Genomic DNA, 21,060 nt, shown 5'->3' on the forward strand with positions numbered 1-21,060 from the left:
ACTAGCGGGCGCGGCCACCCCCGCGTGATCAAATGGTTTCATGCGCCACACCGAGGCGGACACGGTTCTGGGGCCCCTCACGCTCGTCGCGGAGGGGGATGCGCTCACGGCGATCTACTTCCCCGCGCACTGGACGCTGCCCAAGCGGGCCTCGTTCGGCGAGCGGGTTGAAAGCGATCCGACGTTCGACGACGCCGCGGCGCAGCTCCGCGAGTACCTCGCCGGCGAGCGTCACGCCTTTCAGCTGACGACGGCGCCGCGCGGCACCGACTTTCAACTCGCCGTGTGGCGCATGCTCACCGAGATCCCCTACGGCGAGACGACGACGTACGGGGCGCTCGCCGATCGGATGGGCGGGCGTGGCCTGTCGCAGCTCGTGGGCCAGGCCGTGGGCCACAATCCGCTGAGCATCGTCATCCCGTGCCACCGTGTGATCGGGAGCGATGGGAGCCTCACGGGCTACGCGGGCGGGCTCGACCGGAAGCGGTTCCTGCTCGAGCTCGAGGAGCCGCCGGAGGCCAAGGCCGCGCGCTTGTTCTGATTCCGACCTCACACTTCCGGCCCCCGTGGCGTCTACTCAGTGATGGACATGAAACAGCCCTTCGAAAAGCTCGTGGATCTTCACGGCGCCACCGTGCTGCGCGTGTGTCGCGCCGTCGTCGGCCCCACGGACGCCGAGGACGTGTGGCAGGAGACGTTCCTCGCCGCACTGCGGGCGTATCCGGACCTGCCGCCAGACGCGAACACGGAGGCGTGGCTCGTGACCATCGCGCATCGGAAGAGCATCGACTCCATCCGGTCGACGGGACGGCGGCCCCTTCCCGTTGCCGAGGTGCCTGAGGAGTGCTCGCCCGAAGGGGCACCCCACGCCCCGCCCGCCGGACTCGGCGACCCTGCCGCCGGCGCGCCCGGCGACGGCATCTGGGAGCGGGTCGCGCGGCTCCCCGACAAGCAACGGCGCGTCATCGCGTACCGGTATCTCGCCGACCTTCCGTACAACGAGATCGCCGCGATCCTCGGCGGCTCCCCTGCCGCGGCGCGGCGCGCGGCCACAGACGGCATCAAGTCACTCCGAGCGGCCCTCTCCGCCGCATCATCCGAAGGAGAAAGCGCATGACCTCCAACATCACGGGCATCGGCCCCGTCGACCTCGCCCTGTCCCCCGAACTCATCGCCATCGAACCGGGAGCCCTCGACCGCCTCCACGCCGCCCTCGCCGAGCGGGCCTCGCAGGAGGGGCTTCTCGACGTTGCCTATCGCGTCGTCGAGACTCCGGTTGGGAAGCTCCTTCTCGCAGCCACGGAGCGTGGCCTCGTCCGGGTCGCCTACGAGCGCGAGGGCCACGAGGCCGTACTCGAGAAGCTCGCCGAGCGCCTGAGCCCCCGCATCCTCGAATCGCCCGGGCGGCTCGGCGAGGCGGCCCGTCAGGTGGAGGAGTATTTCGCCGGCCGGCGCACAGGCTTCGATCTCCCGCTCGACCTGAGCCTCTCGAATGGCTTCCGCCGCACCGTGATCCAGCACCTCACGGCCATTGGATTCGGTCACACGGAGAGCTACGCGGAGGTCGCGCGGGCGGTGGGCAATCCGCGCGCGGTCCGCGCCGTCGGGACGGCGTGCGCCACGAATCCGATCCCGGTCGTCGTGCCGTGCCACCGCGTGCTGCGCTCGGACGGGAGCCTCGGCGGGTACGTGGGCGGGATCGAGGCCAAGACGTCGCTCCTGCGGCTCGAGGCGATCGCCGCGTGACGGCGCTGTTCGGCGACGACCTCATGTCACGGCCCCGGCGCGAACTCGCGCCGGGAGCCGTGCATGTTCCCGGCTGGCTCGCCCTCGAGCAGCAGGCCTGGATCGCGGCCCGGTTCCGGGAGTGGGCGGCAGGGCCGGTTCCGCTTCGAGGCGCGAGCGTCCGCGGCCACGAGATGTCCGTCAAGACCGTGTGCCTCGGGTGGCACTGGCAGCCGTACAAGTACACGCGCGAGGCCACGGACGTGAACGGCCGCCGGGTGCTGCCGTTCCCCGACTGGATGCTCCGCGTGGGCCGGCTCGCGGTCGCCGAGGCCTACCGCCGGGAGACGGCCGAGTACACCCCGGACACCGCGCTCGTGAACTACTACGACGACGCCGCACGCATGGGGATGCACCAGGATCGCGACGAGGTCTCGCTCGAGCCGGTCGTCTCCCTCTCAATCGGCGAGAGCTGCGTGTTCCGCTTCGGCAACGCGGAGGGGCGCGGACGCCCGTACGCCGACCTGGTGCTTGAATCGGGCGACCTGTTCGTGTTCGGGGGCCCGTCCCGGCTCTCGTTCCACGGCGTCACGAAGATCCTCCCGGGCACCGCACCCGAGGGCTGCGGGGTAGCCGAGGGCAGGATAAACATCACGCTGCGCGTTACAGGATTGAGCGATGCGGAAGTGAACGCATCACCGAGGGAAAGGACGTGAGGGCATGAGCGAGGCGCCACTGGCAGGCGGAACGATCATTGGAGAGGACGGGCTCGCGCGGCCCACATGGGCGAGCACGGACACGCTCCTGCGCGACTACTACGACACCGAATGGGGCATGCCGGTGCGCGACGAGCAGGGCCTCTTCGAGCGGATCAGCCTCGAGGGGTTCCAGGCCGGGCTCTCGTGGTCCACGATCCTCCGCAAGCGCCCGGCGTTCCGCGAGGCGTTCCTCGATTTCGATCCGGACAGGGTCGCCGCCCTCACGGAGGACGACGTCGAGCGGCTCATGCTCAACGAGGGCATCATCCGGAACCGGGCCAAGATCCGCGCGACTATCCGCAACGCCCAGGCGACCATCACGCTCCGCGAGGAGGGCGGGCTCGTCGACTTCGTGTGGTCGTTCCAGCCCGAATCCACGCCGTCGCCCAAGACGCTCTCTGAGATCCCCACGATGTCGCAGGAGTCCGTGGCGCTCTCGAAGGCCCTGCGGAAGAAGGGCTTCTCCTTCGTAGGCCCGACCACGATGTTCGCGCTCATGGAGGCCGTCGGGATCATCGACACCCACCTCGTGGACAGCCACCGGCGTGGCACGTCCGGCGTGTGGGCGTGACCGAATCCGCGGCGGCCGCCCTGCGCCTCGAGGCGCCAGGCGGTCTGGAACCGGAGGCAATCCTCGGGAGTCTCGCCGCGCACACTCTGCCGGGCGCCGAACGGACCAGCACCGAGGAACGGACGCACACCCGGCTCGTGCGGGGTCCGCGGGGGCGCCGCGCCGTCACCCTGCGCTTCGACGCTCTCGGCGTCGACCTCGACATCAGCACCGGCACCGGCACCGACACCGGCACCGGCACCGAGGACGAGTCTGAGCTTCTGGCCCTCGGGGAGATGGTCCGGAGCTGGTTCGATCTCGATGCCGACCTCGAGGCGATGCGCGAGTCGTTGAGCGCCGACTCGCTGCTCGGCCCGCTGCTCGCGGCCCGCCCGAGTCTCCGCGTGATCGGCACGCCCGACCGATTCCAGACTGCCGTGACCACGGTCCTCGGCCAGCAGGTGTCCCTCGCCGCGGGCCGCACGTTCTCGGGTCGGCTCATCGCGGCCTACGGCGGGGACGAGTTCGATGGCCTGCGGAGCTTCCCCGAGCCCGCGGCGCTCGTGGGCGCCGACGCCGAGGAGCTGCGGGGCGCCGTGGGCCTCACCGCCGCGCGTGCCCGGACCGTGCAAGCCCTCGCTGCGGTCTGGCTCGACGCTGGCGGCGCGCCGACGAGGAGCGAGCTCCTGGCCGTGCCCGGTGTGGGCCCGTGGACCGTAGACTATCTCGGCGTCCGCTACGGCGACCGCGATGCGTTCACGCCTGGCGACCTCGTGCTGCGCAAGGCCCTCGGGGGCATCACCGCGCGCGAGGCTGAGGCCCGCTCCGAGGCCTGGCGCCCCTTCCGGGCCTACGCCCTCATGCACCTGTGGACCCACACGGCCTACACGAAGCGTCCCTGACGAAAGTGAAATCACCTTGACCGCAGAGCACACTCGCGACGCCGAGGACAGCCCAAAGACTGCCGAGCAGGCCCACTCCGATCGGTTGCGCGCCCTCGTCGGAAAGCACGAGGACGAGTTCGAGCCTGGCTACCTCGAGGATCTGCGCGAAGACTGGGACGACTGACCACTTTGGACGCCCCGAAGGGCCGGTTTGGACACCCGGCGTCCTCCCGGTAAAGTAGTTGCCTGCTGGTGGTGTGTCCGAGCGGCCGAAGGTGCATCACTCGAAATGATGTTTGGTGTAAAAGCCAACGGGGGTTCAAATCCCTCCACCACCGCCCAGCACAAGGGGCCCCGGAATCGCTGAATCAAGCGGATCCGGGGCCCCTTGCCGTTGCTACAAAGCGACCGATGGGCACATTTTGGGCACAACCTGACGCGACACTGCGTCATCCAACGCGTTCGCAACACCGTCCAGATCGCCGTCAAACAGGTCCGCGTACACATCCCGGGTCATCGCCGCAGATGCGTGGCCGAGCATGCGCTGGACAGCCCTCACGTTCGCCCCGTCCGAGATCGCGAGCAACGCCGCAGTGTGCCTCAGGTCGGGCGGCGTGACCTAGGCGGGCGGCCCGACTAGGGGGCGGGCGGTTGGTCGAAGCGCTGGCCCGCAGGCTTGGGTGGCAGGAGCATGAAGATCAACAGGACGACCGTGCCGACAAACGGGATCGAGCCAAGGAACATGAACCAGCCACTGAGGTTGGCGTCGTGGAGGCGCCGGGCAATGAGCGCGAGCATGGGCACAGTGACTCCGAGGAGCCAGACAAGCATCAGGATCGTCACGTAGTCGATGGTGCTTCCGCGCTGCGCTAGGCCGATGAACCAGAGGACGCCGATGAAGAGGTAGTAGACGAAGGCCCACCACCAGAATTCGCTGCGGCTGGCACGGCCTGTGAAGGTGGCGTACTTCTTGAAGAACCGTTTGAGGGCTTGCCGAGCGTTCGCCCCGTAGTGGGGTGCCCAGAGCGGCGGTTCGCCGGGCGTCAGGGACGGGTAGGTCAGCTGCTGCGGTTGCTGCGGGTACGGGTTGCTCATGGTGTGGGTCCCCCTGTGAAATGGCATCGGCGGGCCAATACTAGGGCGGGCGAGACTAAACCGGTAGAGGCCGGTTTCGACACGCAGGTCTGGGCGCCCCAATGGCCGGACGCGACCTACACTGATGCCAGAGAGTGGCGGAGATGAAGGGAGGCAAACGTGGACATCTACAAGACGCCGATGCTGACGGCACGTGAGACGGCGCGCTGCCTCCAAATGCCTGAATCGACCCTCGATTTGTGGCTGGCGGACACCGGCCGCGACCCGCTTGTGCATGCCGTTCGCCCCGAGAAGCGAGGATGGCCAAGGGTGCCGTTTGTGGGGATCATCGAGGCCTACGTCCTGCGATCCTTGCGCGAGGCCGGTTTCAGCATGGGAGACATCCGCAGGGCTTCAAGGCTCGTCAGAGAAGAGTTCAAGGATCCGTACGCGCTGGCAAAAAGGCGGATCGCGACCGACGGCGTCAAGCTGTTTGTCCGGCTGGCCGATGAGTCGATTGTGCACGTGCGGGACCACCAGCGGGCCTTCCCAGAAGTCATAGCGGAATCTCTCACCTACATCACTTGGAGCGCCGAAGGCGCCCCCGAGCGCCTCAGACTGCCTCAGTACCCGCTGGATGCCGAAGTGATCATCGATCCACGGTTCGGGTGGGGAGCGCCCGTGCTTGCAGAGAGCAAGATCCCAGTCGAGTCGGTCGTGTCGCTCTTCCGGGCCGGCGAATCTATTGCCAACGTCGCCGAGGAATTCGACCTCAAGGCCGACGTTGTCGAGAATGTCGTCCGACAGGCCGTCTGAGGTCTTCTTCGACCGGAGCCTCGGCAAAAGGAGCGCCGAGATTCTTCGAGAGCACGGTTGGATCGTGCACACAATCGCGGACCACTACCCGAACGACGCCCAGAATATCGCTGACGAAGTGTGGATCGCGGAGGGATGCCGTCGCGGATGGATCCTCTTCACCAAGGACCACAAAATCCGGTACCGGGCCGAAGAGCTTGAGGCGCTGAGCGGGCATCTGTTCTGCATCCCGTCCGGCAACCTCAATACACAGGAGATGGCCGACCGGTTCATCCTGGCAACAGGCGCCATTATTCACGCCATCGGTGCGAACTCGGTGGGGTTCTGGCATGTCTACGCGGAGGGCAAGATCAAGCGGATGTGGCCTTAGATACGTGGGCACACCATGGGCACATTTTGGGCACACGTGGACGCGAAGCGCAGGCACATCGGCTACTGACGTGAAGCGGAAACCCCGGAATCATGCGGATCTCACGCTTCCGGGCGGCCGGTTATAGGGTTCAAATCCCTCCACCACCGCCCAGCCCAAGGCCACGCCCACCCCGTCGCCTGAGGCTCTCATCGGCAGCACGCGTCCGCGCTCTGCCGATGCTCATGCCCAAGCGGCACCGTCGCCCGCTGACCGAGGTTGTCAGTCCTTCTGGTTTTCGTCCGTCCCTTGCGGGCGGGGACGACGGCGGGGCCACCGCAAGCCGGGCAGCGCGCCGAGCCTCAGCTCGACAGGCTCCGGTAGCCTCCACCCGCGGCGGCGCGCGATGAGGCTCACGGCCGAGCCCGTCACGATCGCCAGCGCGAAACCCAACGTTCCCAGACCCAGCGGATACAGCACGGCCATCTCTGCGCTGCCGATCAGGGCGCCGGTGGCGTACAGGGTGTTGCCGCCGAAGATCGCCGGCAGGCGTCCGACGGCGATGTCCCTCACCATTCCGCCGCCGACGGCGGTCAGCAAGCCGAGGAGCAGCGCCGGAAGCCATCCCAGGCCCACCTCGAGCGCCTTGGCCGTGCCCGTTGCGGACCAGCAACCCAGCGAGAGTGAGTCGGCGACGAGCAAGACCCTTGTTGCCCAGATCCCGTCGAGGCGCACCACGAAGGCCACGGCCGCCCCGACCATGGCGATGAGAAGGTAGGCGGGATTGGTGAGAGCAACCGGAAATCCGTGCTGAAGCAGGGTGTCGCGCATCATCCCGCCCCCGAGCGCCGAAAGCACGGCCAGGACGAGGAACCCGATGGGGTCGAACCGAAGCTGCCTGGCGACCGCGCCCCCGAGCAGACCGTTCGCCAGGACGCCGACAAGATCCACCGTGTCGAACACCGCAGTGGCTCCGAACTCCACGCTCACCTCTCTCGCCCCTCAGCCTGCGAAAGAGGGAATGTTCTCGTCGCAGGCAGTAACGTCGCTGACCCTGACCGAGCGCTTCTCATTCGATGTGGAGTGGAATAGAAATGTCAGACAGCCGAGAACCCTGCCATCCGGCCCCTGCACGCGCAAAGCCTGAGGGTTGCTGTTTGAATCCACAGGAATCAGCGTGCTCTGGCCCGTGGACAGGAGCCGGGTCGGATGCGTCTCCAAGGTTACCGACTCTGATGTGTTGTTCGTGACCGTAACGCCGACCCATTGATCGCCGTCGAAATAGCTGCCGCACGCCGTCCCAGCGAGCGACAGGCCCACGCCTAGGAACAGGCGTGCGAACTGGCCCAGCCGCCTCGGCCGCCGTCGGCCTCTCCCATCTGGCCCGTGGCCGCAGTCATGGGTGTAGAGCCGCGGGAGCCATGCGCTGCGCTTGTGTCCTCGGAACCGTGCCATGACCTAACCGGCCTCATCGTCACGCCGTCGCATCCGCACCCCCACCCTGAGAGCTTCGATCACGGCCGTCACGGCGAGCAGTATCGCAAACGTGTCCCCGGGCGTCGAAGAGCCGCTGGGCGGGTCGATCAGCAACCCAATGAGCGTTCCAGACCCGCTCTCGAAGAGCACCAAGAACGCAGACCGCAAAAACTGCTTCGGTTCCAACGCACTCCCGTCGTCACCACGGCGCCGCCGCGCTGCTGCCCCCATCATTCACGGTGCCCACATCCCGCGAGTGGGGCGAAGGTCCCTAAGACGGAGCGCGGTCGCATACGGGGCGTTCAAGGAACCGACCACCACACAAACGACGGCGGAGCAATGACGGGCGGCCAGCGCACCGTCGAGCGGGCGGGAACGGACCCCTCGCCGCCACGGCCAACAAACTACGCCCCAGCCACCCGGATGTAGCCCATCATTCCGTTGTCCTCGTGGGCGGCAATGTGGCAGTGGAACATCCAGTTCCCGGGGTAGTCGGTGAAGGCCTGGCGAATCACCACCTTGCCGGGAGTGCCGTTGACGGCGTGGGGAATGACCACGGTGTCCTGGCGCTGCGGGGCCACGAGCGGAACCCCGTTGACACTGAGCACCTGGAAGGCATTGGTGTGCATATGGAAGGGATGGTCCTCCCCCGCGGTGTTCAGGATCGTCCACTCCTCGACGGTGCCGAGCTTCGCGGCAAGATCGAAGGTGGGCTGGTCCATCGAGAACCGCCGGCCGTTGATGTAGAAGGCCGTGCCCGAGGAATCTTCGGAGAGCGCGAGCGTGCGGCGTTGCGCGACGGGGGCCCCGCTGAGGTCCGGCGCAGCTCCACGGAGCGGGGTGCCCACGGGAAGGGAGCTCGGAACGCCGCTCGGAGCGGGGCCCGAGACGTCCACGTTCATGAGCGGGGTGTCCGGATACACGTCGCCCTGGGGCCCATTGCTGTAGCTGAGCGTTCGTAGCCACGTCGAGGTCGGGGTCGCAGGCGCGGTGACCAGCACGTCGAAGCGTTTCCCCGGCGGAAGAAGCAGCTCGGCGGCCCCCGTGGCCTGAGGATATTCATTGCCGTCCTCCGCGAGCACGGTGAACGTGTGGCCGTCGAGCTGCAGCCGGTAGAAGATGTCCGCGCCGATGTTGGCCAGCCGCCACAGCTGCGTCTCACCGGGGCGCATCGACAGAGCAGGGCGGAGCTGGCCGTCGACGAGCCGCACGGTAGGGGCGTTGGAGTCGATCGATGCGCCAGCCGTGCCCTGTACGATCTTCCCTGCGGAATCGACCTGCGCATCCTTGAGCGCGATCGTGTGGACGGGAATATCGCGGAGCGAATCGGGAAGAGAACTGCGGCTGTCGCCGACCACCATCGCCCCCGAGAGGCCGGCAAAAATCTGGTTCTCAACATCACCCGGGGTGAAGGGCGCCGAGGACATCGAGTGGGTGTGCCCGTCGCTGCCAGTTCCGGAGGTAGCCGGGCACGAGGTGCCCATCGCGTGGCTGTGGTACCAGAAGGTCCCCTGCTGGTGGTCACTGGGGATCGCGAGCCGGTACGTGTACGAGGCTCCCGGCGGAACGCACACGAACGGGTTGTCCGAGTTTCCTTCGGGCGAGGTGTGGAGGCCGTGGAAGTGCAGGTTGGTCGCGACGGGCAGCCGGTTGTGGAGGGTGATCGTGGCGGTCTTCCCCGGCTCGAGATGCAGGGTCGGGGCAACGAGCGAACCGTTGTACGCCTGGCCCCAGATCTCCTTCCCGGAGACAGAGACGCGGGCCTTGGTCGCGTCAAGGGTGAGCTCCGCCTGGTCGGCGTCCGCGACGGCGGGCTCGGCAAGCGGAGCCCCCGGGGTCATTCCCTGCTCCTGCTGCGCCGTGCTGGGAGGGTTTTGGGCAGTGGCGACGGCGGCGATCGCCCCCGTGGTGACGAGGACGGCCGCCGCAAGGGCGGCGAGCGTGATCCGGACGCGACGGCGGAGGTCGCTGGGAGACATGGCTGGGCGCATGGGGGTGCTCCAAGAAGGCGTGTGAACGGGGCGCGGGGCGGCGGACTACTTAGGTGAGCCTAACCAAGGCTCACCTCATTGGGCAAACAAACTCTTGCGTAATTAGAGTTGGACCGCAGGATCACAGGCCCACCGGGCGTCGTCGCCCTCCACTGCGGTTACCCCCAACGCACGCAGACGAAAGGACCGATCCATGGCCGCCCAGACCACGAGACCGGATTCCCCCAGCACCGCCCAACGAACGCCCTCCCGTGGCCGCCTCACAGGCATCGATATGGCCCGAGGAGCGGCCCTCCTCACGATGATGGCCACCCACCTCTTGCCGGTGATCTCGCCGGATGCCGCGGGTCACCCGGAACCGACATGGATCGGCCTCGTGGTCTCCGGCCGCGCCGCTGCGCTCTTCGCGGTCCTTGCGGGCGTGTCCCTCTCGCTTGGCCGGGTTCCCGCGGCCAAGAACCGGCTGGGGCTCGCGCTCCGCGCCGCGGTGATTGCCGCCGTCGGCCTTTCTCTGGGGAGTCTCAACGTCGACATCTCGATCATCCTCGTGGACTATGGGGCCCTCTTCCTGTGCGCCATCCCCGTTCTGAAGCTCGGCCAACGGGCCCTCGGCGCGCTGGCCGTCTCGTGGATCCTCCTCGCCCCGCTCGCCGCCTATGGGCTGCGCACCGTGCTCAGAGATGGCTCACGCCCACTGCGTCTCGGGCACAACCCAGCGTGGCTCGACCTGATGGATCCGGCCCGGTTCGCGGCCGACATCGGAGCCACGGGAACCTACCCCGTGATCGTCTGGTTCGGCTACATCCTCGCGGGGCTGTGGATCGGCAGGCTCCCGTTGCGGCGCCTGGGCGTTCAGATCGGCCTGCTCGCCGGCGGCGTGGCTGCGGCCGTGCTCGCGAAGTGCGCCGAGTGGGTTCTGCTTGGGCCGCTCGGCGGACGCGACGCACTGCTGGCCACCCCGCAGGCGCGCGACGGTCAGCTCGACGCGCTGCTCCGCGCCGACCTCTCCGATGTCGACCAGACCGGCAGCGTGTGGTGGCTCCTGACGGCCGCACCCCATTCGGGCACAGCGCTTGACCTCGTCCACACGTGCGGGACCTCAGCCGCGGTGCTCGCGGGATTCCTTCTCATCGCACGGATCCGGGTGATCGACCGAACCCGCGTCCTCCTCCCACTCGCAGGCGCCGGCGGCATGACCCTCACGCTCTACACGGCGCACGTCGCCGAGATTGCGTGGTCCCAAAAGTCCGGGTCCGAGTTCGACGGCGCCGGGCTCCTCGCAGCGCACGTCCTCGTTGCGCTTGCTGCTGGCCTCGTGTTCCGGCTCAACGGGTGGCGCGGCCCCCTCGAGCGGGTCACCCATGCCGCCTACCAGCTCGCGGCAGAACTTCGGGCACCGCACGCCTGACTCGGCAAGATTTGCGGTTGTTCATCGGGTGTTTGAATGGACTTCGTCGCGCGAAAGTTGTACATGACTAAGCTGCGGCGGGGGCCCAGGTGCTTGTCGTCGCGGGATCTCGCGGACGGGCATTCCGATGCACCCATCCAATGGGTGGTGAAGGTCAGGCTGGTCATCACGGCTTGCCTGAAGTTCAGGAGCAAGGATTGTCCAGCAAGCGATCTTCGTCGGCGTCGCGTCTGGCCCAGGCGATCCCCACGGTGCCGGCATCTACCCCGGCGGTTGAAGTGGACGGCATGTTCCGCATGAGCCCTGACCTCCGCGGGGTCGCCGTCCTCGACGCCCCGAACGGACCCGCGCTCCTGACGCGGAACGCCACCGAGCTGCACCTCTCCGGGCGGCTGGGCTATGGCCGGGCCCTCCACTCCAGGAGCAGTGCGGGCCAGCTGCTGCCCGAGTCGTCACTGGTCCTCACCGAGGAGACCACCCTCGACGAAGCCGCAGACCTCGCCCTCGGGCGCGAGGAAGCGAGCCGTTACGACGATCTGCTCCTCCTCGGCCCAAACGGACCGCATCTGGTCACGGTCTCGCAGCTCTTCGAACAGCTTTCGGCGTCGTTCCGCCATGCGGCGTGGCACGACCAGCTCACCGGCCTGGTGAACCGGCGCTGGCTCGCGGACCGCGGGCCTTCGATACTGGCCCGCACCGATCCGGGCCAGACCGCGATCCTGTACCTGGATCTGGACAACTTCAAGACCGTGAACGACACCTTCGGCCACGAAGCCGGTGACGCGGTACTCGCCGAGTTCGGCAGGCGCCTGTCCGCGTGCTTGCGGGACGGCGACACTGCCGTGCGCCTCGGCGGGGACGAATTTGCCGCAGTCTTGCTCGGTGCTACGGGCCCGGGTGCCGAAGCCGCGGCGGCCCGAATCCTCGACGCGGCCGCGCAGCCCTTCGATCACGGCGGGCACGCGCTTCGGCTTTCCGCCACGATCGGGGTGGCCATCGCCTCCGATGTCTCCTTGGACGACGCGCTGAGCCCCCTCGATGCCCTGCTCAGGTACGCCGACGGGGCCATGCTCGCGGGAAAACGGCGGGGCAAACGCCGTGTACAGACCGTGGCCTCCGGAGACGCGGATCCCTTCGCGAGGAAGGCGAAGGTGCAACGAGAGCTCCTCACCGCACTTGAAGAAGACGCCTTCGACCTGAGATACGAACCGGTTCTCAAGATTGACGACGGCGGCGAGGCGGCTCTGCTGTCGTCACTCCATTGGGAGATCCCCGGCTTGGGCGCCATCACCCCGGAGGAGCTCATTCCCGTGGCGGAGCGAAGCCATCAGCTCGGCGAGATCGGCCGATGGGAGCTCGAGCGCGTCTGCCGGAAGGCCGCACAGATCGCCGCTGCGGAGGGACCGGACCGGCCAGTCATCCTCAGGGCATCCTCGGCATGGCTCGCGGAAGGGTCCCCCGCCGAGAATGTCGCGGCAACCCTCGCGGGACACGGACTCACCGGTTCGGCGCTCCGCCTTGTCTTCACCGGGCCGATTCCGTCGGTTCGGATTCAACACGCCCAGACCCAACTCCGCGGGCTGGACCTGCAGGGGGTACAGACTGGCCTCGACGACTTTGGCGGCTGCCAACCGCGACTGCTTGATCTACGTTCGCTCCCCTTCTCGATGCTCTACGTCTCCCAAGCCCTCACCGAAGACATCGACACCGACGAGGCTGCTGCCGCCTTGGCCGCCTCGCTCGCACAGACGGCGCGAGCGCTCGGCATGAGTGTGGCGGCGACCGGGGTGGAACGTCACGGGCAACTCGAGGTCCTCCGCGAGTTGGGGTATCGAGAAGCCTCAGGCCCGCTTGTTTCCGCACTGCTAGGGCCCGAAGCCCGCTTGATTACTGAAGGGACTTGATGAGCTGGACCGACAGTGGGACTTCCAAGATGGACCTGTCTCGGCTCCTCCCCGAGATCGATGAGGCGCAGGCGGTTGCGACGCGCGAGAGCGCGAGCGCGCCCTCGCTGCTCCTGGTCGACCTCCCATCGCTCAGCGGGCTTCCTCTCAATTCGTCGTACCGAGTGACTGCCGCCGTGATCGCTCGGCTCCACGACGCGGTCGCACCCTCCGGAAACATTGCGGTAGTGGGCGAGGGCCGCCTAGCGGTTCTCGCCCCCAGGACGGGTCCACGCAGGGCCGCTGTCTTGGCCCGCCGGGTCGAGCGGTGCATTGAAGACCTGCACAACTCGGAGGAGGTGCCCTTCAGCGGGCCCGCGAGCGTCCGGATCCATCAGCTCGATCCGGGGGCCAGCGCTCAGGATGCGCTCGCTCTCGCGGGCGTCGCGCTCAACCCCGCGAAAGAGCATGCTCTCCCTGTCTGGCTCACGCGAGCCGAGATCTTCGACTCCCCTCGGCCGCGCGTCGCGCTCGCGGACGACCTCGACGAAGCAGTACACGCTGGCCGCATAGGCCTTGCCTACCAGCCCATCGTGGGCCTGCAGACCGGGCGCATCATCGGGGTCGAGGTGCTCGCACGCTGGCAGCATCCATCGTTAGGGCAGATTCCGCCTCTCGAGTTCGTGCCGCTCGCACACGAAATCGGGGTCGCGGGAGAGCTCGGCCGCTTGGTTCTCGAGGGCGCACTCGCCCAGCTCACTGGCTGGAGGAACAGCCACGCGATCGGCTCGGACTTCGTCCTCTCAGTGAACACGAGCGCCGACCAGCTCCGCGCGCTGGTCGGGCGTGGCCAGATTCAGGGCCTTCTCTCGGCTACCGGCACAGACCCCCGGAACCTCGCCCTTGAGCTCACCGAGGAATCCTTCGTGGCCGGGGCGGAACAGGACGTCGAAGTCTTCGCGCAGCTGCACGGGCTGGGAGTTGGCCTGCACATCGACGATTTCGGAACTGGCTACTCCTCGATCGGCTACTTGCGCCGTCTTCCGGCCGCTTTGGTCAAGATTGACCGGACCCTGCTCGGGGATCTCGCCGGAGATCCCCGAGAGCAGCGGTTCATCCGGGCGATCCTCGACATGGTCGGCGCCCTGGATCTTGACGCCGTTTTTGAAGGCGTCGAGACAGGCAGCCAAGCCCGCGAGCTCTCCCGCCTCGGTGCGGCGATGGCCCAGGGGTATCACTTCAGCCGTCCACTCCCTGCCGCAACCATGACCGCCCTCCTCGGTAGTTGGAATCAGACGTAGGCCGAAGCGTGGAAATCGCACTCGAAGTTGGAATCCCGGCCAAGACCGGGAGCAGCCCCACGCCGGGCGCCCCGGCGGCGGAGGTGATGGACCAGGAGACGACCTTCGGCCGGCCTGGTCGCCCCAGGGGCAGGCACAGACGGTCCACCCTGAGGGACCTGCGCAGGGCAGGGCTAGCGGGTTGGGTGGCAAACCTCGATGCGCCCGGGCCGGAGGATCGGTGGGCCCGCCGCATGGCGCACATCGGCGGCGTCGGGGCGGCAGTGGCACTGACCTTGTACCTGATCTGGCGCGCCGCCTTCACTCTCCCGTCCGGGCCCTCAGACGAAATAGCAGCCTGGGGCATGCTCGCCTTCGAGGTGCTGCCACTACCGGGCATGGTTCTGAACGCAATCACGTGGTGGAACCTCGACGCGTCCCCCGCACCGCGCCAGCAGACCGCCGCCCAACCGCGCGTCGTGCTCCTCATTCCTACTTACAACGAGCCTGCCGAGGTGCTCGCTCCCACCGTTGCGGCAGCGTGCGCACTGGCGCCAGCCCATGAAACCTGGGTCCTGGACGACGGCGACCGGGACTGGGCGGCCGAGCTGTGCGCGACGTACGGAGCGCGGTACGTCCGCCGCAGCGAACACGACCATGCCAAGGCGGGCAATATCAACCATGCACTCGCCCTCATGGAGAGCGAGGAGGCCATGGGTGCCCCCGGATTCGACGTCATGGCAGTCCTGGACTGCGACCACGTGCCCCTTCCGCCGTTTCTGACTTCGACGCTCGGGTGGTTCGCCGATCCGCGGGTGGCACTCGTTCAGGCCCCGCAAACCTTCTACAACGGCGGGGCGTTCGACGACGATGGCGTCACCGGGGAACAGGGCATGTTCTTCAACGTGCAGATGAGGGCGCGAAACACGGCTGGCGCGGGGCCGTTCTGGTGCGGGTCAACGTCGCTTCTGCGGCTCGAGGCGCTCCGCCAGGTGGGCGGTGTGGCTGTCGAGACGATCACCGAGGACATGCACACCACGCTCAAGCTCATCAAGCGGGGCTGGCGCACCGTCTACCACCACCAGACGTTGGCCCTTGGCCTCGCGCCCGCGACCCCCGAGCAGTACCTCCTGCAGCGCCGACGCTGGGGCATGGGCGCTATGCAGATCCTCACCCACGAGCGGCTGTGGGCGGCGAAGCGCTGGATGTCCTGGCGCAACTTCCACGAATACCTCAATGGCACCCTCTGGTGGCTCGAGGGCGTCGGCACTCTCCTTGCCTTCCTCATCCCCGCCGTGGCTCTCGCTTCCGGTGCGCAGACTTCGACCGCGGACCCTATGGTGTTCACCGCGGTCTTCGGTACGACGTTCGCGATCCGCCTCTGGGGTGCCAAGCAGCTCATGCGGCGCCAGATTCATTGGCCCACCGCGTTCGCCCTCAGGGTATTCAGGATCCCGGTGGGAATCGCCTGCCTCTGGTGGCTCATCAGCCGCAAGGCCCTCAGGTTCGAGGTCACGCCCAAGGGGGCCGCGGACCGCCGCGCCCGCGGCACTCTCCCGCGCATCCTCCTCGTCCTCGCGCTCATCGTTGTGGCCGACGTCGCCTACTCGGCCGCGGGCGTCCTCGGCCTCGTCCCGTGGCGCGCCAACCCGTCCTCAACGCTCACCGCGGGATCCTGGCTCTTGCTCTCGGCCGCCGTGCTCGGGCTAGGGATCGTGCGGATCCGCTCCGAAAGGTATGCGACGTCGCGGAGGAATTCTCACCGGGTCATGGTCGCCGCGCCCGTAACGGTCTCAGGGGCTCGAGGGGAGCTCATGGACATCTCGGTGGGCGGCGTCAGGGTCAGGCTCCCCCAAGCCGCCCTCCCCCAGTCCGGAACTGCAGTGCTCACGCTTCCTGGGGCGCCCGCAGTCCAGCTCGAGATCGTCCACACCACGGCTGGACACGACGGTGAGCAGACGGTTTCCCTTCGCGTCCGGGCCCGCGACTGGGCAAGCCACCGAGTCCTCTCCCTGTGGCTCTTCCACACCCCGCTGGATGCCGTGCCGGCCCTCGGCCACGGGGTCCCGGCCGTAGCGGTCACTGCCCGCGCCACCGGACCGGCACCCCGATAGCTCAATCAAGGTGCGCTTCATGGCCGTGGCGGCCAATCTCGCGTCATGTGCAAGACTGACTGCGCTCTACCTCCACGGCGCGACCCAGCGCCTCCGCGACCCCAGATCATTGGAGCCCCATCATGTCCGAAAGCACTGTCACCGAATTCGACGGCAAGTGCGCGTTCGCACTCAGCGTCGGCCCCGCTGCGAAGGCCCCCGAGGGCAAGCCCGAGCACACCCTGGTCCGTGACGGCAAGACCTACGTCTTCTCCGCAGCCGTCCCGAAGTGGCTCTTCCAGATCATCCCGGGCAGCGCCGACCGTGCCCAGAAGAACTGGGCGTCGAACTAACTAGCGAACCGGTGCGCCGTACGGGGCCGGAACCGGCCTCGTACGGAGCACCTGGGCAGCCCGCATCACCACCCACAGCTCGAGGATCAGCCCGACGAACTGGGGCGACCCACCCTCCACGATCGCACCCACCAGGCCGATGAGACCCAGCACAAGGGCCAGCCCGCTGAAGACGAGGCTAAAGACCATGGGGGCCGCCGCCGTCGTCCGCCTCGTGGCGAGGGACCAGATCCCGAGGCCCAGGTAGATCACCCCGGCGACCGCTGAGACGATCACGGAACCATTGCTGATGAGGTCGGAATATCGGCCGGTGTAGTTCGAGGCGAGCACCACCGCGAAGAGCGCAGCTGCAGCGAAGTTGAAGATCGCCAGCACGAGCGAGATCCACCCGATCTGCGTGCGCCGGCTCCGAGATCGGTCCGCATCCCTCGGGGTCAGCCCGAGGGGACCCTCTCCCGGATAGAGCACAGGCTGGCCCGCGGGCCACGGCGCGGACGAGGGCCACTCGGACTGGGCCGGAGGCCACGGATTTTGGTCAGGCTGGTGCTGAGGATTGCTCAACTCGGTACTCCATTCAACGCGCAGGAGCACCTTCCGCACTCCCCCCAATGCGGGCCAACATAGCATCGCGCGGTCGTGTTGCCCAGAGGCGATTGAACTTTGCCAATCGCGCGAGCCGGCCCAGGCTGCGGAGCGATTTACGCGGCGTCGGCCAGTCGCTCGCGCAGGGCCGTGAGGTCAACGGAGAGGGCCGTCAGGAGCGCCGCGGCCGGGTCGGTCTCGCTCTGGTCGATGAGGGCCAGCAGCATGTGCCGCGACGTGATGCTTCGTGCCTTCTCAGCGGTCGCGTAGCGAAGGGTCTGCCCCATCACGGCCTTGGCGCCGGACGTCATGAGGGCGTGACGTCCCAGCGCGATGGGACCGCCCCGCTGGAAGCCCTCGATCTCGAGCCCGATCGCGGCAAGCGCTTTGCGGTCGAGCTCGTCGGCCGCGCGATGCGCGGCAGCGGCGTCGGAGCCGACGATGCGCGCCACCTCGGCATCCTGCAGCAGGGCGAGCAGCAGGTGCTCGGTGCCGATCCTGCGATCGCCGCGCCGCGCCGCCTCGTTTCGGGCTTCCTCGACGGCGGTCCTCGCGGACCGCGCGAACCTCTCAAACATCGCTTTCCTTCTTTCCGTACTTGGCGTGCACCGACTGACGGGAGACGCCCAGGGCATCGCCGATCTGCTCCCAGGACCACCCCGCGCGCCGCGCTTCGGCCACGTGCACCGCCTCCACCTGCTCGGCGAGCCGTCGGAGCGCGCCAACGGCGCGCAGACCGGCGGCCGGATCCGTGACTCTCAGCTGCCCGCGCAGTTCCCAAGATTCCATGTCTGTCAGTCTGCATTGACAACCCTACTCTGTCAATCCAGACTGACGGAATGAAGGCAACGGGAATGAAGACAGGCGGAATGAAGACACAGAGCGAATCCGCCGACCTGTGGGACGTGGTCGTTGTCGGCGCCGGGCCTACGGGCCTGCTGCTGGCCGGCGAACTTGCCGCGCAGGGGCTACGCGTCGCCGTGCTCGAGCGGGACCTGGAACCAGACCCAACGCCCAAGGGAAACGGGATCGTGGGGCGCGCCTCGGTCGAGCTCGCGAAGCGGGGCGTATTCGCCGGCACCGACTTCAAGGCCATCAGGCCGCCGCGGTTTCAGTTCGGGCCGATCCCGCTGAGGCTCGGCTTGTGGCCGGCGAGTCCCCTGCACATCCTGCCGATACCGCAACGGCGGCTTGAGGAGCTGCTCGAGCGCCGCGCGGTGGAGCGCGGCGCGGAAGTGCGCCGCGGGCACGTGGTCCTGGGCATCCAGCAGACCGAAGCGCGGGTTGAAGCAGAGGTGATCGCCGGCGGCGCACCGCACCGAATGCTGGCTCGCTATGTGGTTGGGTGCGACGGCGCCCGCAGCACGGTACGCAAGAGCGCCGGCATCGACTTCCCGGGGTTCACGAGTGACGAGATCTCGCGGATCGCTCGGGTGACCATCCCGGCCGGCCGGATCACTCGCAAGGGCGAGGATTTTGAGATCCCTGGCGCCGGCCGCGTGGCGGCCATGCGACCGAATCGGCTGCCGGGAGGCGGGTTCTCGATCGCCCCCGCGCGGGCCCTCGACCCCACCTCGCCCAAGGACCTCTACGTGATCAGCACGCACGAGGCACGCAGAGACACCGACCCACGGGAAGCCCTCACGGCGGACGATCTCCGTGCGAGCCTGCATCGCGTCCTCGGTGCCGACTTGCCCTTCACCGACGCCACCGCGATGCGCACCACGGTCGGCAACAGCCGGATTGCGAGCACCTACCGAGCCGGCCGAGTGCTGCTCGCCGGGGACGCCGCGCACATCTTCAACGCAGGGGGCTCCTCGCTCAACGCGGGCCTGCTCGACGCGCTCGAGCTCGCGAGCCGCCTCACCGCGGCGCTGCGCAGCGGAAGCCCCGAGGGCCTCGACGCCTACGAGAAGGCACGCCGGCCAGCGGGCCTGCGCACCCTCTCCCACACCCGGGTCCAGGCGGCACTGAGCCGCGACGACGGCAACGCCACGTCCTTGCGCGAGATCATGGGCCATCTGCTCGCCTCTCGCGGCGCCGCAAGGCGCCTCGCGCGGCTCCTCGACAATCCCTAGCAGCGACTTCCCAGCCGAGCGCGCCGGGAGTAGAACATTCTCGTCACCATCCACACACTCGCATCAGGACCCAGCCATGGCCGATGGGAATGAGATGACCAAGGCCATCTTCGTCATGCTTGAAAGCCCCAAGACCCCGAGCAGAATCCGCTCCTTCCTCAAGCACACCGAGGACGATCCCCTCGAGGAGAAGGCCTGGAAGCTCGAGGAGGCCGTCCGGACGCTCCCGCCGGGGACGTTCGAGCAGTACAGCGAGGTCGAGCGATCGCAGATCACCGTGGGCCTCAGCGAGGCCAAGCTGCTCGGCTACTGAACGCTAGTGAGCCCCCACACTGAGCCTGGGCCATTAAACGGGAGAGCCCGGCTGTATCAAGGGGGATAGATACAGCCGGGCGGTTACTCGCACCCACCGCGGGAATCGGGGGATCCGCGGCTACCTTCAGAATCTACTTGATGGGTTGACCACGTAGACGCCGTCTTTATGACTCCTTAGCGCCCAATTTTGCCTGCACAGCGCGGAGCCGGTACGGGTCACCCGGGGATGGCGCCCGCGATGGCCTTGCCGATGATCTGGGCAGCATCCTTGGTGGGCCGCACGCCGTCGAGCGTCATGCCTGGCGCGTAGACGTCGCCGGCCCGAACCCCGGCGGCGGAATCGATGAAAGCCCAGTGCCGCTGGATCGCAAGCTTCCGCAGGGACGCGTTGAAATCGGCGGTCGGCCGAGGATCGGCGTCCCGAGGCGGAATCGCCGACACCACCACGCGCCTCGCCCCGACCGTGGTGACGATGCGGTCAAGATTCGTGGTCGTCTGCGCGAAGGCGACGCCCTGCGTGACGTCGTTCGTCCCCGCCACGATCACGAGCACGTCGACGTCGAGCTGCTTGACGTTCGCCGCGATCTTCGCCGTCGTGGCGCCCGCGCCGGCCCAGCCTCCGGAGAAGACGAGGTTCGGGCTCGCCGCGTACGTCACCCAGGACGTCGAGCCGGTCTGCCCGTCCGCGAAGTCCGTACTGTCGGCCAGGGTGATCGCGTCGCCCACCGCGGCGAAGCGGTACGTCGCCGCAGTGGGGGTCGGTGTGGGGCTTGCGCTCGAGGGCGTGGGAACGGACGACGGCGTGGGGGTACCACTCGCTGTCGGCGCCACGACCGCGGTGCTCGCCTGAGCGCTCTGGGCCGTAGCCCGCTCCATGGCCGGCTTCATGACGGCGGCCACCACGAGCAACGCCGTCCCAGCGGCCAATAAGGCAACGCCAATCATTTTGATGCGCGTGCGCACCGGACCCCCTCCTGTCCCCTGGATGGATCAAGCAGGCCACCGCGGCCCACACTAGTTTGACACGTAAAACGCCGAGGACTAAACGGCATCAGATCACCCGCTTCGATGACCGTCGAGTCGAAGGAAGAAGGGAACGCCTGCCATCATCTGACGGGATTCCGCACCATCGACGTGCTCAATCCCAAGGATCGGTGCGGATGCGTGCTCAAAGCGCCTGCACCAGAGAAGCGGCGGCCGAGGTCAAGGATCAGCAAGAAGTCCCGGTGCCCGGGGGGGGACCTCGAGAGCGCCGATGGAGTATTAGCCGAGGGTTGCACCCGCACGTCCGGCCCCGCTGCCCAAGGTTCGCAAGTAACGAAATGCACGCCGCCGTGAATCCCCGTTGCACAGTTGATTGCATGCTGCACGACAGAAAGCACAGCCATTGAGTCGACTCCATAGGTTATGATCGTGGCTGTTGCTGCGCTTAAGGGACACGTGGG

The 21,060-nt window shown here is 67.7% G+C and carries 24 protein-coding genes, 1 tRNA gene and 1 pseudogene; 17 read left to right on the forward strand and 9 right to left on the reverse strand.

All coding sequences use genetic code 11. From position 1 onward, the window contains the following. The first annotated feature begins 40 nt into the window (after positions 1 to 40). From ACLN58_RS02810 to ACLN58_RS02845, 8 genes are all read left to right on the forward strand, one after another. Positions 41 to 541: a methylated-DNA--[protein]-cysteine S-methyltransferase gene (locus ACLN58_RS02810; protein WP_415853759.1), complete on the forward strand. Its 501-nt coding sequence runs from the start codon at positions 41 to 43 to the stop codon at positions 539 to 541. A 48-nt stretch (positions 542 to 589) separates the two neighbouring features. After that, positions 590 to 1,117, forward strand: coding sequence for an RNA polymerase sigma factor (locus tag ACLN58_RS02815; RefSeq protein WP_415853760.1), 528 nt, complete (start codon positions 590 to 592; stop codon positions 1,115 to 1,117). Beyond that, the gene (locus tag ACLN58_RS02820; RefSeq protein ID WP_415853761.1) at positions 1,114 to 1,746 is read left to right on the forward strand and encodes a methylated-DNA--[protein]-cysteine S-methyltransferase; all 633 of its coding nucleotides are present in this window, start codon (positions 1,114 to 1,116) and stop codon (positions 1,744 to 1,746) included. Before ACLN58_RS02815 ends, ACLN58_RS02820 begins: the two co-directional genes overlap by 4 nt. Then, positions 1,743 to 2,441, forward strand: a complete 699-nt coding sequence (locus ACLN58_RS02825) for an alpha-ketoglutarate-dependent dioxygenase AlkB family protein (protein WP_415853762.1) — start codon at positions 1,743 to 1,745, stop codon at positions 2,439 to 2,441. Before ACLN58_RS02820 ends, ACLN58_RS02825 begins: the two co-directional genes overlap by 4 nt. 4 nt (positions 2,442 to 2,445) lie before the next feature. After that, positions 2,446 to 3,054: a DNA-3-methyladenine glycosylase I gene (locus ACLN58_RS02830; protein ID WP_415853763.1), complete on the forward strand. Its 609-nt coding sequence runs from the start codon at positions 2,446 to 2,448 to the stop codon at positions 3,052 to 3,054. After that, complete coding sequence (locus tag ACLN58_RS02835; RefSeq protein ID WP_415853764.1) at positions 3,051 to 3,935, forward strand: DNA-3-methyladenine glycosylase 2; 885 nt, start codon at positions 3,051 to 3,053, stop codon at positions 3,933 to 3,935. Before ACLN58_RS02830 ends, ACLN58_RS02835 begins: the two co-directional genes overlap by 4 nt. Positions 3,936 to 3,951: 16 nt before the next feature. Next, entirely contained in the window at positions 3,952 to 4,101 is a 150-nt protein-coding gene (locus tag ACLN58_RS02840) for a hypothetical protein (protein WP_415853765.1), read from the forward strand. A 67-nt stretch (positions 4,102 to 4,168) separates the two neighbouring features. Continuing rightward, positions 4,169 to 4,255, forward strand: a tRNA-Ser gene (locus ACLN58_RS02845). Between the two features lie 59 nt (positions 4,256 to 4,314). Here ACLN58_RS02845 and ACLN58_RS02850 read toward each other — a convergent pair. Both ACLN58_RS02850 and ACLN58_RS02855 read right to left on the reverse strand, forming a co-directional pair. After that, positions 4,315 to 4,536: pseudogene (locus ACLN58_RS02850) on the reverse strand (tyrosine-type recombinase/integrase); the annotation flags it as partial. A gap of 17 nt (positions 4,537 to 4,553) precedes the next feature. Next, on the reverse strand, positions 4,554 to 5,012 hold the full coding sequence (locus tag ACLN58_RS02855) for a DUF805 domain-containing protein (RefSeq protein WP_415853766.1): 459 nt from the start codon (positions 5,010 to 5,012) through the stop codon (positions 4,554 to 4,556). A gap of 159 nt (positions 5,013 to 5,171) precedes the next feature. Between ACLN58_RS02855 and ACLN58_RS02860 the strand changes: the two genes are divergently transcribed. Together ACLN58_RS02860 and ACLN58_RS02865 are read left to right on the forward strand one after the other, a co-directional pair. Beyond that, positions 5,172 to 5,807, forward strand: coding sequence for a DUF433 domain-containing protein (locus ACLN58_RS02860; RefSeq protein ID WP_415853767.1), 636 nt, complete (start codon positions 5,172 to 5,174; stop codon positions 5,805 to 5,807). Then, positions 5,785 to 6,177, forward strand: a complete 393-nt coding sequence (locus tag ACLN58_RS02865) for a hypothetical protein (RefSeq protein WP_415853768.1) — start codon at positions 5,785 to 5,787, stop codon at positions 6,175 to 6,177. The genes ACLN58_RS02860 and ACLN58_RS02865 overlap by 23 nt, the downstream gene beginning before the upstream one ends. Positions 6,178 to 6,438: 261 nt before the next feature. Here the strand turns inward: ACLN58_RS02865 and ACLN58_RS02870 are convergent, their stop codons facing one another. The 3 genes from ACLN58_RS02870 to ACLN58_RS02880 all read right to left on the reverse strand — a co-directional run bounded on the left by ACLN58_RS02870 (position 6,439) and on the right by ACLN58_RS02880 (position 9,611). Further along, positions 6,439 to 7,140 (reverse strand): trimeric intracellular cation channel family protein, encoded by a 702-nt coding sequence (locus ACLN58_RS02870; RefSeq protein WP_415853769.1) that lies wholly within the window; start codon positions 7,138 to 7,140, stop codon positions 6,439 to 6,441. Between the two features lie 18 nt (positions 7,141 to 7,158). After that, positions 7,159 to 7,476: a hypothetical protein gene (locus tag ACLN58_RS02875; protein WP_415853770.1), complete on the reverse strand. Its 318-nt coding sequence runs from the start codon at positions 7,474 to 7,476 to the stop codon at positions 7,159 to 7,161. 560 nt (positions 7,477 to 8,036) lie between these two features. Continuing rightward, complete coding sequence (locus ACLN58_RS02880; RefSeq protein WP_415853771.1) at positions 8,037 to 9,611, reverse strand: multicopper oxidase family protein; 1,575 nt, start codon at positions 9,609 to 9,611, stop codon at positions 8,037 to 8,039. A gap of 205 nt (positions 9,612 to 9,816) precedes the next feature. Between ACLN58_RS02880 and ACLN58_RS02885 the strand changes: the two genes are divergently transcribed. From ACLN58_RS02885 to ACLN58_RS02905, 5 genes are all read left to right on the forward strand, one after another. Beyond that, complete coding sequence (locus ACLN58_RS02885; RefSeq protein ID WP_415853772.1) at positions 9,817 to 11,031, forward strand: heparan-alpha-glucosaminide N-acetyltransferase domain-containing protein; 1,215 nt, start codon at positions 9,817 to 9,819, stop codon at positions 11,029 to 11,031. Positions 11,032 to 11,228: 197 nt separating this feature from the next. Beyond that, positions 11,229 to 12,935 (forward strand): EAL domain-containing protein, encoded by a 1,707-nt coding sequence (locus tag ACLN58_RS02890; protein ID WP_415853773.1) that lies wholly within the window; start codon positions 11,229 to 11,231, stop codon positions 12,933 to 12,935. Continuing rightward, entirely contained in the window at positions 12,935 to 14,215 is a 1,281-nt protein-coding gene (locus ACLN58_RS02895; RefSeq protein WP_415853774.1) for an EAL domain-containing protein, read from the forward strand. Before ACLN58_RS02890 ends, ACLN58_RS02895 begins: the two co-directional genes overlap by 1 nt. Before the next feature lie 185 nt (positions 14,216 to 14,400). Then, a complete protein-coding gene (locus ACLN58_RS02900; RefSeq protein WP_415853775.1) occupies positions 14,401 to 16,308 on the forward strand; it encodes a glycosyltransferase family 2 protein in 1,908 nt (635 codons plus the stop codon). 122 nt (positions 16,309 to 16,430) lie between these two features. Then, the gene (locus ACLN58_RS02905) at positions 16,431 to 16,640 is read left to right on the forward strand and encodes a hypothetical protein (protein WP_415853776.1); all 210 of its coding nucleotides are present in this window, start codon (positions 16,431 to 16,433) and stop codon (positions 16,638 to 16,640) included. On the opposite strand, the gene ACLN58_RS02910 is transcribed toward ACLN58_RS02905, so the two are convergent. The 3 genes from ACLN58_RS02910 to ACLN58_RS02920 form a co-directional block, all read right to left on the reverse strand. Beyond that, on the reverse strand, positions 16,641 to 17,201 hold the full coding sequence (locus tag ACLN58_RS02910; protein ID WP_415853777.1) for a hypothetical protein: 561 nt from the start codon (positions 17,199 to 17,201) through the stop codon (positions 16,641 to 16,643). A 137-nt stretch (positions 17,202 to 17,338) separates the two neighbouring features. Next, positions 17,339 to 17,800 carry a Clp protease N-terminal domain-containing protein gene (locus ACLN58_RS02915; RefSeq protein WP_415853778.1) on the reverse strand — a complete coding sequence of 154 codons (462 nt, stop codon included), beginning with the start codon at positions 17,798 to 17,800 and terminating at the stop codon, positions 17,339 to 17,341. Then, a complete protein-coding gene (locus ACLN58_RS02920) occupies positions 17,793 to 18,011 on the reverse strand; it encodes a helix-turn-helix domain-containing protein (protein ID WP_415853779.1) in 219 nt (72 codons plus the stop codon). The genes ACLN58_RS02915 and ACLN58_RS02920 overlap by 8 nt, the downstream gene beginning before the upstream one ends. 80 nt (positions 18,012 to 18,091) lie before the next feature. Here ACLN58_RS02920 and ACLN58_RS02925 point away from each other — a divergent pair, with 80 nt between their 5' ends. Both ACLN58_RS02925 and ACLN58_RS02930 read left to right on the forward strand, forming a co-directional pair. After that, positions 18,092 to 19,300, forward strand: coding sequence for an FAD-dependent oxidoreductase (locus ACLN58_RS02925; protein WP_415853780.1), 1,209 nt, complete (start codon positions 18,092 to 18,094; stop codon positions 19,298 to 19,300). 76 nt (positions 19,301 to 19,376) lie between these two features. Further along, a complete protein-coding gene (locus ACLN58_RS02930) occupies positions 19,377 to 19,613 on the forward strand; it encodes a hypothetical protein (protein ID WP_415853781.1) in 237 nt (78 codons plus the stop codon). Positions 19,614 to 19,831: 218 nt separating this feature from the next. Here the strand turns inward: ACLN58_RS02930 and ACLN58_RS02935 are convergent, their stop codons facing one another. Then, positions 19,832 to 20,578 (reverse strand): SGNH/GDSL hydrolase family protein, encoded by a 747-nt coding sequence (locus ACLN58_RS02935; protein ID WP_415853782.1) that lies wholly within the window; start codon positions 20,576 to 20,578, stop codon positions 19,832 to 19,834. Positions 20,579 to 21,060: the final 482 nt, after the last annotated feature.

The sequence above is a fragment of the Sinomonas sp. G460-2 genome (genome assembly GCF_047759905.1).
Lineage (GTDB): Bacteria > Actinomycetota > Actinomycetes > Actinomycetales > Micrococcaceae > Sinomonas.

Coding starts and splice junctions, on each gene's coding strand:
- ACLN58_RS02810 (WP_415853759.1), top strand. CDS start 41: ATGCGCCACACCGAGGCGGACACGGTTCTGGGGCCCCTCACGCTCGTC.
- ACLN58_RS02815 (WP_415853760.1), top strand. CDS start 590: ATGAAACAGCCCTTCGAAAAGCTCGTGGATCTTCACGGCGCCACCGTG.
- ACLN58_RS02820 (WP_415853761.1), top strand. CDS start 1,114: ATGACCTCCAACATCACGGGCATCGGCCCCGTCGACCTCGCCCTGTCC.
- ACLN58_RS02830 (WP_415853763.1), top strand. CDS start 2,446: ATGAGCGAGGCGCCACTGGCAGGCGGAACGATCATTGGAGAGGACGGG.
- ACLN58_RS02855 (WP_415853766.1), bottom strand. CDS start 5,012: ATGAGCAACCCGTACCCGCAGCAACCGCAGCAGCTGACCTACCCGTCC.
- ACLN58_RS02865 (WP_415853768.1), top strand. CDS start 5,785: ATGTCGTCCGACAGGCCGTCTGAGGTCTTCTTCGACCGGAGCCTCGGC.
- ACLN58_RS02880 (WP_415853771.1), bottom strand. CDS start 9,611: ATGTCTCCCAGCGACCTCCGCCGTCGCGTCCGGATCACGCTCGCCGCC.
- ACLN58_RS02885 (WP_415853772.1), top strand. CDS start 9,817: ATGGCCGCCCAGACCACGAGACCGGATTCCCCCAGCACCGCCCAACGA.
- ACLN58_RS02895 (WP_415853774.1), top strand. CDS start 12,935: ATGAGCTGGACCGACAGTGGGACTTCCAAGATGGACCTGTCTCGGCTC.
- ACLN58_RS02905 (WP_415853776.1), top strand. CDS start 16,431: ATGTCCGAAAGCACTGTCACCGAATTCGACGGCAAGTGCGCGTTCGCA.
- ACLN58_RS02915 (WP_415853778.1), bottom strand. CDS start 17,800: ATGTTTGAGAGGTTCGCGCGGTCCGCGAGGACCGCCGTCGAGGAAGCC.
- ACLN58_RS02920 (WP_415853779.1), bottom strand. CDS start 18,011: ATGGAATCTTGGGAACTGCGCGGGCAGCTGAGAGTCACGGATCCGGCC.
- ACLN58_RS02925 (WP_415853780.1), top strand. CDS start 18,092: ATGAAGACACAGAGCGAATCCGCCGACCTGTGGGACGTGGTCGTTGTC.
- ACLN58_RS02930 (WP_415853781.1), top strand. CDS start 19,377: ATGGCCGATGGGAATGAGATGACCAAGGCCATCTTCGTCATGCTTGAA.